The organism is Streptomyces sp. NPDC033178 (assembly GCF_055577685.1).
On record NZ_JBVIPT010000004.1, the window covers coordinates 16,766 to 30,683 of the forward strand.

The 13,918-nt window shown below is 70.5% G+C and carries 12 protein-coding genes, 2 tRNA genes, 1 pseudogene and 1 riboswitch; of the genes and pseudogenes, 8 read left to right on the forward strand and 7 right to left on the reverse strand.

Annotated elements, in window-relative coordinates; genetic code table 11:
- Window positions 1-35 precede the first annotated feature (35 nt).
- From ACZ5VQ_RS10695 to ACZ5VQ_RS10710, 4 genes are all read left to right on the forward strand, one after another.
- The gene (locus tag ACZ5VQ_RS10695) at window positions 36-1,460 is read left to right on the forward strand and encodes a hypothetical protein (protein WP_055612798.1); all 1,425 of its coding nucleotides are present in this window, start codon (window positions 36-38) and stop codon (window positions 1,458-1,460) included.
- Between the two features lie 301 nt (window positions 1,461-1,761).
- Complete coding sequence (gene lhgO, locus ACZ5VQ_RS10700) at window positions 1,762-2,973, forward strand: L-2-hydroxyglutarate oxidase (protein ID WP_469104610.1); 1,212 nt, start codon at window positions 1,762-1,764, stop codon at window positions 2,971-2,973.
- Window positions 2,974-3,229: 256 nt separating this feature from the next.
- Window positions 3,230-4,003 carry a tRNA (guanosine(46)-N7)-methyltransferase TrmB gene (gene trmB, locus ACZ5VQ_RS10705; RefSeq protein ID WP_469104611.1) on the forward strand — a complete coding sequence of 258 codons (774 nt, stop codon included), beginning with the start codon at window positions 3,230-3,232 and terminating at the stop codon, window positions 4,001-4,003.
- A 202-nt stretch (window positions 4,004-4,205) separates the two neighbouring features.
- Entirely contained in the window at window positions 4,206-5,510 is a 1,305-nt protein-coding gene (locus tag ACZ5VQ_RS10710; protein WP_469104612.1) for a PrsW family intramembrane metalloprotease, read from the forward strand.
- A gap of 73 nt (window positions 5,511-5,583) precedes the next feature.
- Here ACZ5VQ_RS10710 and ACZ5VQ_RS10715 read toward each other — a convergent pair whose 3' ends face one another.
- The 5 genes from ACZ5VQ_RS10715 to ACZ5VQ_RS10735 all read right to left on the reverse strand — a co-directional run bounded on the left by ACZ5VQ_RS10715 (window position 5,584) and on the right by ACZ5VQ_RS10735 (window position 10,832).
- On the reverse strand, window positions 5,584-6,528 hold the full coding sequence (locus ACZ5VQ_RS10715) for an aldo/keto reductase (protein WP_469104613.1): 945 nt from the start codon (window positions 6,526-6,528) through the stop codon (window positions 5,584-5,586).
- 116 nt (window positions 6,529-6,644) lie between these two features.
- Window positions 6,645-7,694 (reverse strand): M23 family metallopeptidase, encoded by a 1,050-nt coding sequence (locus tag ACZ5VQ_RS10720; protein WP_469104614.1) that lies wholly within the window; start codon window positions 7,692-7,694, stop codon window positions 6,645-6,647.
- An 11-nt stretch (window positions 7,695-7,705) separates the two neighbouring features.
- A riboswitch (cyclic di-AMP (ydaO/yuaA leader) is annotated at window positions 7,706-7,861 on the reverse strand.
- Window positions 7,862-8,198: 337 nt separating this feature from the next.
- Window positions 8,199-9,302, reverse strand: a complete 1,104-nt coding sequence (locus tag ACZ5VQ_RS10725; protein ID WP_469104615.1) for a PP2C family protein-serine/threonine phosphatase — start codon at window positions 9,300-9,302, stop codon at window positions 8,199-8,201.
- A gap of 155 nt (window positions 9,303-9,457) precedes the next feature.
- Window positions 9,458-9,531: transfer RNA gene (locus ACZ5VQ_RS10730), tRNA-Met, on the reverse strand.
- A gap of 161 nt (window positions 9,532-9,692) precedes the next feature.
- A complete protein-coding gene (locus ACZ5VQ_RS10735) occupies window positions 9,693-10,832 on the reverse strand; it encodes a dihydrofolate reductase family protein (RefSeq protein ID WP_469104616.1) in 1,140 nt (379 codons plus the stop codon).
- Window positions 10,833-10,980: 148 nt separating this feature from the next.
- Between ACZ5VQ_RS10735 and ACZ5VQ_RS10740 the strand changes: the two genes are divergently transcribed.
- From ACZ5VQ_RS10740 to ACZ5VQ_RS10750, 3 genes are all read left to right on the forward strand, one after another.
- Window positions 10,981-11,517: a MarR family winged helix-turn-helix transcriptional regulator gene (locus tag ACZ5VQ_RS10740; protein ID WP_469104617.1), complete on the forward strand. Its 537-nt coding sequence runs from the start codon at window positions 10,981-10,983 to the stop codon at window positions 11,515-11,517.
- Window positions 11,518-11,664: 147 nt separating this feature from the next.
- Window positions 11,665-12,291 (forward strand): GTP cyclohydrolase II, encoded by a 627-nt coding sequence (locus tag ACZ5VQ_RS10745; protein ID WP_307522864.1) that lies wholly within the window; start codon window positions 11,665-11,667, stop codon window positions 12,289-12,291.
- Window positions 12,292-12,349: 58 nt separating this feature from the next.
- The gene (locus ACZ5VQ_RS10750) at window positions 12,350-12,757 is read left to right on the forward strand and encodes a RipA family octameric membrane protein (protein ID WP_469104618.1); all 408 of its coding nucleotides are present in this window, start codon (window positions 12,350-12,352) and stop codon (window positions 12,755-12,757) included.
- A 30-nt stretch (window positions 12,758-12,787) separates the two neighbouring features.
- On the opposite strand, the pseudogene ACZ5VQ_RS10755 reads toward ACZ5VQ_RS10750, so the two are convergent.
- Window positions 12,788-12,967 (reverse strand): annotated as a pseudogene (locus ACZ5VQ_RS10755) (GntR family transcriptional regulator); the annotation flags it as partial.
- Window positions 12,968-13,448: 481 nt separating this feature from the next.
- Here ACZ5VQ_RS10755 and ACZ5VQ_RS10760 point away from each other — a divergent pair.
- Window positions 13,449-13,601 carry a hypothetical protein gene (locus ACZ5VQ_RS10760; protein WP_469104619.1) on the forward strand — a complete coding sequence of 51 codons (153 nt, stop codon included), beginning with the start codon at window positions 13,449-13,451 and terminating at the stop codon, window positions 13,599-13,601.
- A 206-nt stretch (window positions 13,602-13,807) separates the two neighbouring features.
- Here ACZ5VQ_RS10760 and ACZ5VQ_RS10765 read toward each other — a convergent pair.
- A tRNA-Lys gene (locus ACZ5VQ_RS10765) sits at window positions 13,808-13,880 on the reverse strand.
- Window positions 13,881-13,918: the final 38 nt, after the last annotated feature.

Below are 13,918 nucleotides of genomic sequence, written 5' to 3' on the forward strand. Positions count from 1 at the left end.
CCGCGCGGCAGCCGTCTGTGTCGAGGGGTGGCGCAATGTCCAGGGAGCAACGCGGGCCGAACGAAAAACTCGGCGCCGTTCTCGCCCTCGCGGGAATCAGCAACGCAGGACTCGCCCGACGCGTCAACGATCTTGGCGCTCAACGCGGGTTGACTCTTCGCTACGACAAGACGTCGGTGGCGCGCTGGGTGTCGAAAGGCATGGTGCCGCAGGGTGCCGCGCCGCACCTCATCGCTGCCGCCATCGGCCAGAAGCTCGGCCGCCCGGTGCCGCTCCACGAGATCGGCCTGGCGGACGCGGATCCCGCACCGGAAGTGGGGCTCGCCTTCCCTCGTGACGTGGGACAGGCCGTGCGATCGGCCACGGACCTCTACCGTCTCGATCTCGCCGGACGCCGGGCCGGCTCCGGCGGCATCTGGCAGTCGCTCGCCGGATCATTCGCAGTGAGCGCATACGCAACTCCCGCGTCCCGGTGGCTGATAACCCCGGCCGACAGCTCGGTGGCCCGGGACGCCGGCCCGCTGGAAGGCTCCGGAGCACCGCTGAAAGTCGGCCACAGCGACGTACAGAAGCTGCGGGAGGCCGCCGAGGACGCCAGGCGCTGGGACTCCAAGTACGGAGGCGGCGACTGGCGTTCGTCCATGGTGCCGGAGTGCTTACGAGTCGAGGCGGCCCCGCTGCTGCTGGGCTCGTACTCGGACGAGGTCGGCCGGGCCCTCTTCGGGGCCAGCGCCGAACTCACCCGCCTGGCCGGCTGGATGGCGTTCGACACGGGCCAGCAGGAGGCCGCCCAGCGCTACTACATCCAGGCCCTGCGCCTGGCCCGCGCCGCGGCCGACGTGCCCCTCGGGGGCTACGTACTGGCCTCCATGTCGCTCCAGGCGACCTACCGGGGCTTCGGCGACGAGGGCGTCGACCTCGCTCAGGCCGCCCTGGAGCGCAACCGGGGCCTGGCCACCGCCCGCACGATGAGTTTCTTCCGCCTCGTCGAGGCACGGGCCCACGCGCGCGCGGGTGACGCCCAGGCGGCCGGCGGCGCCCTGAAGGCCGCCGAGGGCTGGCTGGAGCGGGCCCGCGACGGCGACCACGATCCGTCCTGGCTCGGCTTCTACGGCTACGACCGCTTCGCCGCCGACGCGGCCGAGTGCTACCGCGATCTGAAGGCCCCGCGCCAGGTCCGCCGCTTCACGGAGCAGGCCCTGTCGAAGCCGACGGAGGAGTTCGTACGCTCCCACGGGCTGCGCCTGGTGGTGTCGGCGGTCGCCGAACTCGAGTCGGGCAACCTCGATGCGGCGTGCGAGCAGGGGGTGCGGGCGGTGGAGGTCGCCGGGCGCATCTCGTCGGCCCGCACGACCGAGTACGTGAAGGACCTCCTTCACCGCCTGGAGCCGTACGGGGACGAGCCGCGGGTGGTGGAGCTGCGCGAGCGGGCCAGGCCGTTGCTCATGGCACCGGCCTAGTGGGAAGCCCCCTTGGCGTCTGCGGGGCTGGGGTGGTCTTGGGGGTGCGGGTTGGATGTGGCTGGTCGCGCAGTTCCCCGCGCCCCTGAAGGGGCGCGCCCTGCGTGACCAGCGCCATGAACGTGACCGGACCACGCGCCTCCGGTGTCGTGACCGGGGCCACGCACGGCCGATGACCTGGCCGGGGCCACCTGGCTCCGGTGCTGGGCCGGCCCCTGCCATCCTGTGGGTTTGAGCGGGTTGTCAGTGGCGCAGTGCACTATCGGGGGTGGGAGTCGGAGGCTGGAGGTGGGGCGGGCAGATGGGGCGGAAGGTCGCTTACGACTGTGACGTGCTGGTGATCGGCGGCGGGATCGTCGGTCTGTCGACGGCGTATGCGATCACGCGTGCCGCGCCGGGCACGCGGGTGACGGTGCTGGAGAAGGAACCGGGCCCGGCCCGGCACCAGACGGGACGCAACAGCGGCGTCATCCACAGCGGGATCTACTACCGCCCGGACTCCCTCAAGGCCCGTTTCGCCGTGCGGGGCGCCGCCGAGCTGGTCAAGTTCTGCGCGGAGTACGGCATCGCCCACGCCGTCACCGGCAAGCTGATCGTCGCCACGGAGCGCGAGGAGCTGCCCCGCCTGCACGCACTGGTCCAGCGAGGCCGGGAGAACGGCATTCCGGTCCGCGAGCTGGGCGCCTCCCAGATCGCGGAGTACGAGCCCGAGGTGCGGGGCCTGGCCGCGATCCACGTGGCCACAACAGGCGTGTGCGACTTCGTCGGCGTGGCCCGCCGGCTCGCCGACGCGTCCGGCGCCCACATCCGGTACGACGCCGAGGTCACACACATCGACCGCCGCCGCGACCTCGGAGTGGCGGTCCGCACCCAGGACGGCACGATCATCCGCGCCCGGGTCCTGGTCAACTGCGCAGGCCTCCACTGCGACAGAATCGCCCGCCTGGCGGGCGACGACCCCAAAATGCGGATCGTCCCTTTCAGAGGCGAGTACTACACCCTGGCCCGCCCCTCCCTGGTGAACGGCCTCGTCTATCCCGTCCCGGACCCGGCCTTCCCCTTCCTCGGCGTCCACCTCACCCGGGGCATCGACGGAAGCGTCCACATCGGCCCCAACGCGGTCCCGGCCCTGGCCCGCGAGGGCTACGACTGGCGGACCGTACGCCCCCGCGAACTGGCGGAGACCCTCACCTGGCCGGGTTCCTGGCGCACAGCCCGCCGCCACTGGCGCTACGGAGCCGGCGAAGTACACCGCTCGGCGTCGAAGCACGCCTTCACCAACGCAGTCCGCCGCCTGCTCCCCGCCGCCACCCCCGACGACCTCATCCCCTCCGCCGCAGGCGTCCGAGCTCAGGCAGTCCTGAGAGACGGCACCCTCCTGGACGACTTCCTGATCCAGGAATCCCCCCGCACGGTCCACGTACTCAACGCCCCCTCCCCCGCAGCCACAGCCTCCCTTCCCATCGGCCGAGAGGTGGCAGCCCGAGCCCTCAGGTCCCTGACAACCACCTGAGCCCAAGAACGATCCGAACCCCACGGCCGAACGCGGACCACGGCGGCGGCAGAGGCACCCACGAACGGAAGGGGCCGTGCCGGTACGTCGAAGTCCGCCGCATACGGCTCCTCCAAAAAACGGTTCCTTCCAAACTCACAGCCGTACACCCGGCAAGCGGCGGACTCGACGTACCGGCACGGCCCCGACCCACGACGGCGCACACCGGCGCCGAACCCCCACACCGTAAAATCGACCTACTGTGTCTGACTCCTCCATGCCCCGAACCCCCCGACCGAAGGGCGAACCCCGCTTCCCCGACGGCCCCCGCCCCGACCCCGCCGGCTCCCACTTCGAGCGAAGAATCCGCAGCTTCCAGCCCCGCAGGAGCCGGGTGACCCAGGGCCAGGCGGACGCGCTCCAGCGTCTGTGGCCCAAGTGGGGCCTGGACATCGACGGCCGGCACCCCCTCGACCTCAAGGAACTCTTCGCCGCCGACATCCCGGTCGTCCTGGAGATCGGCTTCGGCATGGGCGAGGCCACCGCACAGATGGCCACCGAGGACCCCGCCACCGGCATCCTCGCCGTGGACGTCCACACCCCGGGCCAGGGCAACCTCCTGAACCTCGCGGACCGGGCCGGCCTGTCCAACCTCCGCGTGGGCAACGGCGACGCGATCATCCTGCTCCGCGAGATGCTGACCCCGGACTCCCTCGACGGCCTGCGGGTCTATTTCCCGGACCCCTGGCCCAAGAAGCGCCACCACAAGCGCCGTCTGATCCAGCCGGAGTTCCTCACCCTCGCCGCGTCCCGCCTCAAGCCGGGCGCACTGCTGCACTGCGCGACGGACTGGGAACCGTACGCCGAGGTCATGCTCGAAGTCCTCACCGCCCACCCGGACTTCGAGAACACCCAGCCGGACGGCGGCTACGCGCCACGCCCCGACTTCCGCCCCCTGACGCGTTTCGAGGGCCAGGGCCTGGACAAGGGACACGTGGTGAACGATCTGCTCTTCCGCCGCGTACCGCATACCGCGACCACGGGCAACTAGGTCGAACAACACATGACGCACGGTCCGAAACACACACCACACAACCCACACCACACACCACACACCACACACCACAAAAGGCACAACGCACGGACCGCACAGCCTGAAGGGGCCCGAAAGACGGAGCCACAACCCGCACCGCCCCCGAGCCCCGACAGGGTGCTCTCGCGGCCCACGCCCCTCCCTCGTTAGGGTCTTTGTCATGGCCACCGGTCCCCCGTTCCCACCGCACCCCGGCTTCCCTCCCGGCATCCCCGCCGGAGGCGCCGCGCACTGGTGGCAGCGCAAGTGGGTCCGCTACAGCGCCCTGACCACCCTGCTCGCCCTCTCCGGCCTCGTCATCCTGGCCCTGGTCCGCAGACAGACCGGCACCGAGGGCTTCCTGGTGGGCCTGGGCCTCGCCGTACTGCCCGTCCCGCTCCTCGTCGCCGCGTTCCGCTGGCTCGACCGGGTGGAACCGGGCCCCTGGCGGAACCTTCTCTTCTCCTTCGCCTGGGGAGCCTGCGCCGCCGCGCTGATAGCCATCGTCGCGAACAGCTTCGCGACGAGATGGATAGCGACGGCGACGGCGGACCCGTCCAGCGCCGACACACTGGGCGCGACGGTCATAGCGCCGATAGTCGAGGAGTCGGCGAAGGCGGCCGCGGTCTTACTCGTCTTCCTGTTCCGCAGGCGGGAGTTCACGGGAATCCTCGACGGCGTGGTGATAGCCGGCGTCACGGCGACCGGCTTCGCGTTCACCGAGAACATCCTCTACCTCGGCACGGCGTTCGGCACGGACCAGCTCAGCGGCGGCAGCGGCATCGCCTCCGTCACGGCGGCGACCTTCTTCGTACGCGTGATCATGTCGCCGTTCGCGCACCCGCTGTTCACCGTGCTCACAGGCATCGGCTTCGGCATCGCGGCGCTCTCCGCGGACCGCCACCAGGTCCGCCGCGTACTGCTCCCGATCATCGGGCTGCTGCTCGCGATGGGCATGCACGCGATGTGGAACGGCTCGTCGACGTTCGGCGAGTACGGCTTCTTCGCGGTCTACGCGGCCTTCATGGTCCCGGCCTTCGGCCTGCTGACCTGGCTGGTCATCTGGACCCGCCAGCGCGAGCTGGGCACGATCCGCTCCGAACTGCCCGCGTACGCGATGGCGGGCTGGCTCACGGCCCCCGAGCCGTTCGTCCTCGGCTCGATGAAGGCACGGCGGCTGGCCCGCGAGTACGCCACGCACCACGGCGGACGCGCGGCGGGCAGGACGGTCGCGGAGTACGAGGCGTACGCGACGTCGCTGGCGTTCCTGCGCCACCGGGGCCGCAAGGGCCGCGCGGGCGCCGACTTCGTCGTACGGGAACGGGAGCTGCTCCACGAACTGTGGACGCGCCGCGAACCGGCCCGCCCGGCTCTCCTGTACGCGGCCCGGGCGACGGCTCCGGCACCGGTGGCACCGCAGTGGCAGGGTTACGGCCACCCGGCACCGACGCCGTACACATACACGTACAACCCGTACCGCTCCTAGTGAGCGCGGCCCCACAACGCGACGCGACCCCAAAGACGCAACCGCAGCCCTCCCACGCCGGCCCGCCCCGACCTCAGCCGGAAGCCGAGGTCAGCCTCCCCAACTCCGCATCCGTGAGGACGAGTTCGGCCACACCCAGCAACGCCGGAAGCTGCTCCACCGTACGAGCGCTCGCGATGGGTGCGACGACGGTCGGCCGGGAGGCCAGCCAGGCCAGAGCCACGGTGGCGACCTCGGCCCCGCGCTCCCGCGCGACCTCGTCGAGCGCGGCCAGCACCCGCTGCCCCCGCTCCGACTCCAGATGCGCGCCCGCCGACCCGGCCCGGGCGCTGTCGACCACGGCACCCGCCCGGTACTTGCCGGTGAGGAAGCCCGAGGCGAGCGAGGAGTAGGGGACGACGGCCAGACCGGCCCGGGAGGCGACATCCCGGAGCGGGCCCTCGTACGAGTCGCGGGAGACGAGGTTGTACCGGGGCTGCAGCGCGACGTACCGCGCGAGGCCCTCGCGGTCGGAGAGGTCGAGGGACTCCTGAAGCCGCTCGGGGGAGAGGTTGGACGCGGCGATCGCGCGCACTTTACCGGCACGGACGAGCTCGTCCAGGGCCGTGAGGATCTCCTCGACCGGCACGGACGGGTCGTCGAAGTGGGTGTAGTACAGGTCGATGTAGTCCGTCTTCAGCCGCCGCAGTGACGCGTCGGCCGCGGCCTTGATGTTCACCCCGGACAGACCCTTGTACCGGGGGTGCGCACCGACCTTGGTGGCGACGACGACGTCGGCGCGGTTGCCGCGCGCGGCGAGCCAGTCGCCCAGGACGGTCTCCGACTCACCGCCCTCGTTGCCCGGCACCCAGGCCGAGTAGGTGTCGGCGGTGTCGACGAAGTTCCCGCCCGCGGCGGTGTACGCGTCGAGCACGGCGAAGGACTGCGCCTCGTCGGCGGTCCAGCCGAAGACGTTGCCGCCGAGGGACAGCGGGAAGACCTCGAGGTCGGACGAACCCAGCTTGCGGAGAGAAGTCATGGGTGGGTCAACGGCCGTACCGGACGGCCGTATTCCGCACCCGGGAACCTCTCGGGCCCGCCTCACGCTTCAGGCCCGCCTTACAGGTCGGGCCCGCCTCACGCTTCAGGCCCGCCCTACGGGGTGAGCCCCTTGCCGCGCAGCCACGCCATCGGGTCGATGCCGTCGCCGCCGCTGGTGTGGACCTCCAGGTGGAGGTGCGCCCCGGTGACGTTGCCGGTCGCGCCCACGCGGCCGATGATGTCGCCGGTGGCCACCTTCTGCCCGACGCTGACACCGATCGACGACTGGTGCGCGTACCAGACCTCCGTACCGTCGTCGAGCGTGAGGACCGTGCGGTAGCCGTACGAGCCGTTCCAGCCGGCCTCGGTGATCGTGCCGCTGTGAACGGCCTTGATCGGGGTACCCGTGGGAGCGGCGAAGTCCAGACCCGTGTGCTGGCCGGACGACCACAGCGCACCGGACTGCCCGAAGGTGGAGGTGATCGTGTACGAGGAGGTGGGCAGCGTGAACTGCTTGGCGAGCTCGGCGAGGCGCGCGGCCTCGGCCTTCTCCTTGGCCTCCTGGTCCGCCTTCTTCTTGGCGGCGGCGACCTTGGCCTCGGCGGCGTCCCGCTCCTTGGCGGCCAGCGTGGCGGCCTTCTTGGCGGCAGCGGCCTCGGCGGCCTCCTGGGCCTCGCGGTCCACCTGGTCCTGCTGCTGCTCGGCCTGGAGCATGATGCGGGCGCGCAGGGCCTCACCCGCGTCCGAGTTGCCCTGCTCGGCGTCGGCGGTCGTGAGGCCGACGGCGGTGATCGGGGTGCTGGAGCCCTCGGGGGCGTCGTCGTCCGAGAACGGCGAGCCGACGTTCGGCAGGTCGGGGATCGAGATCGACACCGGAGGCTTGCCGGTCTGCGCGGTGGCCATGCCACCCGCACCGACGGCGGCTATGACACCGACGCCCAGAACGGTCGAGCTACGGGCGAGTCCTCCGCCGCGCTGCTTGGAGACACGGTGCCGACCGCGGACGGGAAGGACGGTCTCCGCGCTGGGATTCCAGACCTCCCACGTCTCCTCGTCCTTACGAGCGCCGTAGGCGAAGGTGTCGGGCTTCTTGTCACCCGAGGACTCACCCGTCAACTCATTCGGCACGAACGAGGGTGTGGGGGCAGGCCGGTTGGACGCCACGTAGGCGCACTCCTTTCCTTCCTTCTCGCCTACCGGGTTAGCTGACGGGTTCGGAGCAGGAAGGTCTCCTACGCGCGTCAACCGCGGTGCGCTACACCGCGAAGACGTGCGATTCACCCCAAGTGATGGTTCCCCGGTTCCCTTGCGGAATTCGGCGCGTGCGCACGGAGCCGACTCTTGTGACGGCTGGGACGACCGCGCTGCGTTATCGAACGTTAATAGACCCGGGCACCGGATTCCAAGCTGTTCCTGATGATCGTTAAGCCTCTTGGCCTGGACTTACAGGTCATGAGCGGGGTAAATCGGGCGAGTTGATCGCCATTCAGGAACGGGAGTCTTGTTGATGGTGTGTCAGTTGTTGAGCGGAGGGATGCCGTTCGACTACCAGCAGTGATATGGGCCGCCGAGAGAGCGACGCATCTCACGCCCGCCGCACCCACGACCGCCGTGCAATCAGCACTCCCGCTCCCTCAGGACCGCCGCGCTCTCCCGACTGCCGCGCCCTCATGGCCGCCGCACCGCGAGCAGTGCCATGTCGTCGGCGGCCCCGCCCCCGGTGTGCCGCAGGACGTCGTCCAGTACCGCGGCGAGCAACTCGTCGGGCCCGGCGAAGACCCGCCCGGACAGATGCCGCGCCGGATCGAAGAAGACTCCTCGCCGGTCCCGAGCCTCGGACAGCCCGTCCGTGTGGAAGAGCAGCATGGTCCCACCCGGGAAGGCCTCCTCCTGCGCGCGGTCGGGCCAGGTCCCCAATTCCCCCGTCCCGAGCGGCAGCGCGGGCTCCGGCGCGGCGAGCGTACGTACCTCTCCGTCGCCGTACAGCAGAAGAGGCCCGGGGTGGCCGCGGTTCACGAGGCGTACGACCGGGGTGCCGTGCGGGATCTCGGCGAGCACGGCGGTGGTGAAGTCCTCGAGGACCGCGATGGTGTCGCGCCGGACACCTTCGCGCGCGAGCGCCCGCTCCAGCCGCTGCGCGACCGCCTCCAGGCTCGCCTCCTGTTCGGCGGCCTCCCGGAAGGCACCGATGAGTACGGCGACGACGGCGACCGCTCCCATGCCCTTGCCCCGTACGTCGCCCACGAGGAGCCGTACGCCGTGCGGGGTGTCCTGCACGGCGTACAGGTCGCCCCCGATGAACGCGCCCTCCTGCGCGGCCTCGTACCGTGCCGCGATCTCCAGGCCGCCGATCCGCGCCGCCGGTTCGGGCAGTACGGCCCACTGGGCGGCCTCCGCGACCTCGCGGGCGGTGGCGAGGCGCGCGTTGCCGCGGACCACGAGCCGGTTGATGCCGACGGCGAGCGCGGCGGCCGTGGCCACGGTGAGGACCTCGGTGACCGCGCCCGCGTCGAAGGCGAACCTGAGGTGCACGATTCCCATGCCCACGGTCGCCGCGATTCCCGTCCACACGGTGGCGCCGAGCGAGAAGAGGGCTGCGGCGATGAGCACCGCGGCCGTGAAGAAGGGAGCCGCGGTGAAGTCCTGCGGGGTGAGGAGGTCGTAGCAGACGCCCGCGGCGATCAGCAGCGCCGGCAGCACGCGGACGAGCGTGCGCTGGTACGAGGCGGTCCTCTCCACGGGCTCGACGCGCTCCGGCTCCTGCTCCTCCACCTGTCCAGGCTTCCGGGAGCGGGGACGGCGTGCGAGCGGGCGAGGACCGGGCGGGTGAGGACACCTGCCCGAACACCCGGGGAAGCACCTGAGGAGATGTACGGGAAACACCTGAGGCCGGAATCCTTGATCGGATTCCGGCCTCGGGCCTTCAGTAGCGGGGACAGGATTTGAACCTGCGACCTCTGGGTTATGAGCCCAGCGAGCTACCGAGCTGCTCCACCCCGCGTCGTTAAGACCACTGTACGCCATTCGCGGGACCCAAAGCACACGCGTTGATGTCGCCTGCGCTTCACCGGAGGTTTTGACACGAAATGTACTGATCGGCGGTACGGGTCGGCCGTACCGGCGGGAAACGGGCAGGTCGGCGACACCGGTCCGCCCGGCCCGTCAGCCGAGATGGCGGTTGGGGGCCTTCGCGTCGGCCTCGTACTCCGGCAGCACCAGGACGTCGGCGCCGGCCGCGGCCAGCAGCCCGCTGCCGTCCGCGCCCGCCACGAAGGTGTCCGGCTCCCGCCAGGCGGTCACGACCCTCCGTACGCCCGCGTCGAGGATCAGCCGGGCACAGGGCGCGGGCCGGGACGCGCGGCGGGCGCACGGCTCCAGGCTGCTGTAGACGGTGGCGGTCGCGAGCCGCGGGTCTCCCGGCCCGATCTTGGCGAGGGCGGCCTCCTCGGCATGGGACACGGGGTCGGACTCGCGGGAGTACCCGCGGGCCAGCTCCGTACCGTCGGCCGCGACGACGACCGCGCCCACGCTGAACGCGGTCCGCGAGGGCGGACACTCGGCGGCCAGTTCGCAGGCGAGCGCCAGCCAGCGGTGGTCGGCGGCGGAGGGTACGGTCCCGGTGCCGGGCGCGGTGGGGACGTACCGCATGAGGACGACGTCCCCCACGGGCCGCGTCTCGACCAGGCTCAGCCGGTTGCGGGGGCCGCCCGGGTAGTCGCCGGGCCCGAACAGCCGGGGCGCTTCCGGCTCACCCACGACCAGGGGCGCGAGGGCGAGCTGCAGTTCGTCGGCCAGGCCCTGGCGGAGGAGCTGAGTGTGGACGCGCCCGCCGCCCTCGACCATGAGCCGCCGTACGCCGCGCACGTCGTGGAGGTGGGTGAGTACGGCCCGCCAGTCGACGTCCGGGCCGACGGGGACGACGCCCACGCCGAGCCCACGCAGAGCTTCAGTGGCTCTCTCGGCCCCCTCGTCGGTCGTATAGACGATCTTCTCGCCGCCCGTGGACCAGAAGTTGGCGTCGGGGTCGAGGTCGCCGCTGCCGCTGACGGTGACCTTCAGCGGGTACTCCGGCCGTCCGCCGGCGACCCGGGCCGCGCGGCGCTCGGCGGAGTTGACGAGGAGCCGGGGGTTGTCGGCGCGCAGGGTGCCCGCGCCGACGAGGATCGCGTCGGACTCGGCCCGTACCTCGTCGACCCGGTCGAAGTCGGCCGGCCCGGAGAGCAGCAGCCGTCCGGGGCCGGTGTCGTCCAGGCAGCCGTCGAGGGAGACGGCGGCGGACAACAGGACGTAGGGGTGAGGCATGGACGCGCTCTCTTTCGGACTCTGGCGGGCTGTCGGGATGGCGGGCTCTTTCGGAGGCAGAGGCGGGGCTTGCCCGGACGGCGGCCTGGTGTCGCCCGGAGGACGGTCGAGGCTTGGTTCAAGTTTGAAACAAACCTACACTGGGGGTATGACGACCCGCTGGCTCACCCCCGAGGAGCAGCGCGCCTGGCGCGCGTACATCGCCGCCTCCCATCTCCTGGAGGACGCGATCGACCGGCAGCTCCAGCAGGAGGCCGGCATGCCGCACCTTTACTACTCCATCCTCGCCAACCTCTCCGAGGCGCCGGGCCGCAGCCTGCGCATGACGGACCTCGCGGAGAGCACGAAGATCACCCGCAGCCGGCTGACGTACGCGGTGACCCGCCTGGAGAAGGACGGGGCGGTGCGCCGTAAGGACTGCAGCATGGACAAGCGGGGCAGCATCGCGATCCTCACGGACGAGGGGATGGCCCTGCTGGAGCGCACGGCCCCCGGCCACGTCGAGACGGTCCGCGCCACGCTCTTCGACAAGCTCACGCCGGAGCAGGTGGGGCAGCTGGAGGAGATCTGCACGGTGATCGCACGGGGCCTGGAGGGCGACGACCCGCAGGCGGCACCGGACGACGTCCCGTGGCGGCGCCGGTCGAGCCCGTGCGCGGGAGGGCCGACGACGGGCGACGCGTGAGGCCGCAGCACGGGCACACATGAGCCGCACCACAACCACCACAACCACCAATATCCGTTGCTTCAACTTTAAAGCATGGGGTAGTGTCTCGATTCGAGGATCTGTTTCAAATCTGAAGCAGGTGAGAGATCGGACCGGGAGAACCGCATGCCCGACTACCCCGCCGCCACCCAGCGCTCGCGCGTCCGGGTGCCGCTGCGTTTCAACGACGGCTACAGCGTCGACGCCGAACTGGTCACCTTCCACGGCCTGACCGACGGCAAGGAACACGTGGCGGTGATCCTCGGCACCCCTTCGGCCACGCCCCTGGTCCGCCTCCACTCCGAGTGCCTGACGGGCGACGTCTTCGGCTCGTCCCGCTGCGACTGCGGCCCCCAGCTCCGCGAGGCGGTCGAGCAGATCGCGACCCACGGCGGCGTACTCCTCTATCTCCGCCAGGAGGGCCGGGGCATAGGCCTCTACAACAAGCTCGACGCGTACGCTCTTCAGGACGAGGGCCTCGACACGTACGCCGCGAACACGGCCCTGGGCCTTCCCGAGGACGCCCGCGACTACACGGCGGCGGCCCAGATGCTGACGGCCCTCGGCATCACGGAACTGGACCTCCTGTCCAACAACCCCGACAAGGCGAACCAGCTCCGCGACCTGGGCATCACGGTCGGCCACCGCGTCCCGACGGGCGTCTTCACCACGGCCCACAACGTCCGCTACCTCCGCGCGAAGGTCCTCCAGACCCAGCACACACTGCCGCTGGCGAAGCTGACGGCGGGCTGACCCCGGACCCCGCTCGCGGAAGGGGTGGCTCCGCGCGATCGCAGGGCAGAACAGTGACATGGGGGACGACAGCGAAGCTCAGCGCATCGCGGAGGACGGCAGACTCTGGCAGCACACGCTGCACGAGAACACGATGCTGTTCCAGCGAGGCAACCTCTTCCTGGTGGGCCAGTCACTCTTCGCCGTGGCCCACACGACACTCCTGGCCTCGGAGCAACACCTCGCGGCAGCCCGGGTCCTGGCCGCCTTCGGCCTCGTACTGGCCCTCACCTGGCTCTACGTCGGCCACCGACACCGCCTCTACTACCGCCACGTACAGGCGAGGGCGCTGGAACGCCTCCCCGACTACGCCGCCACCTGGACAACCTGGCCCGGCCGCAGACGGGGCATGTCGATCACCCTGATCGCGTACATCCTGCCTGGTCTGGCTGTGGTGATGTGGGGGGCGTTGTTGCTGATCACTTGAGCAGGCCGGGTGCGTGCCCCGGGACACGACTTACCCTGCGCCTCGGATGGTCCCGAGGCGCAGGGCTCCCTTGCCGCGCACGGTGACGATGAGCCCGCGCTCGCGCAGTTCCTGGGCGGCACGTCGTGCGGTGAGCCGCGCTACGCCGTATTCGTCGGCGAGATGGTTCTCCGAAGGAATGGGCCTGTCCGGTGCCAGCTCGCCAGAGGCTCTCCTCCGGGAGGGCGGGGCGCTTCTGTGCGTCTAGAGTCAACGCCTCGCATGGAGTCCGACGAGGGTGAAGACCGGCCATACGTAACCGGCCGCTTCGGGAGGAGAAGCGTGCCCGGTGAGGATCAACACTGTTCCTACGCCGAGACCCGTCAGGGTGAGTGTGACGGCCTGCCAGGTCAGATGCTGACGCTCACTACTGGCTTCTCGCCTACTGATTCATGGATCGAGACCTCTTCTTTCACGGACTGGGACTGGTCCAGAGCCCCCGCCGTGCCAGCCAAAGCACTCGGCGGGGGTCCTTTCTGCCTGCATCGGTGTTGGACCATCACCCCTTGAGATCTTTGGTGAAAAGCGCACGAAACACGAGGCAAGCCACGGACTGCGAGGTCGAGATGCGCAACCACCCCAAGCACTCCAGGAGTACCTCGTGATGGGCGACCGGTCGCGGTGGCGCGAGAGGACCAGCGGATCACCGCGGATGGCGGCCAGCGCTGCCGAGTTCACGCCGAAGCAGGCGAAGTTCCGCGAGTACATGGACCACTCCCAGGGCTGCCCGGACTGCGACTACGGGAACCGGCGGTGCGCTGTGGCGCAGGGGATCTGGGATGCGTGGCGGGCGCTGCCTCAGTAAACCCCCGCCCGTCCCTGTACCCCGTGAGCTCTGGGGGCGGGCGGGACCAGACCCCGGCCGGTGAGCGCGTCCGCCAGCCAGGGCCGCTCCACGTCCGGCCATGATCGTCTGCACTTCGGGCCAGCATCGGGCGAACCAACGATCTCTTCAGCTTCGAAACACACCGAAGGCCCAGGTCAGACTGACTCTGACCTGGGCCTTGTCGGTAGACCCTGTGGGACTCGAACCCACAACCAATGGATTAAAAGTCCACTGCTCTGCCAATTGAGCTAAGGGTCCGTGCGCCGGACCACGCCGGCGCACGCACCGACCCGTGT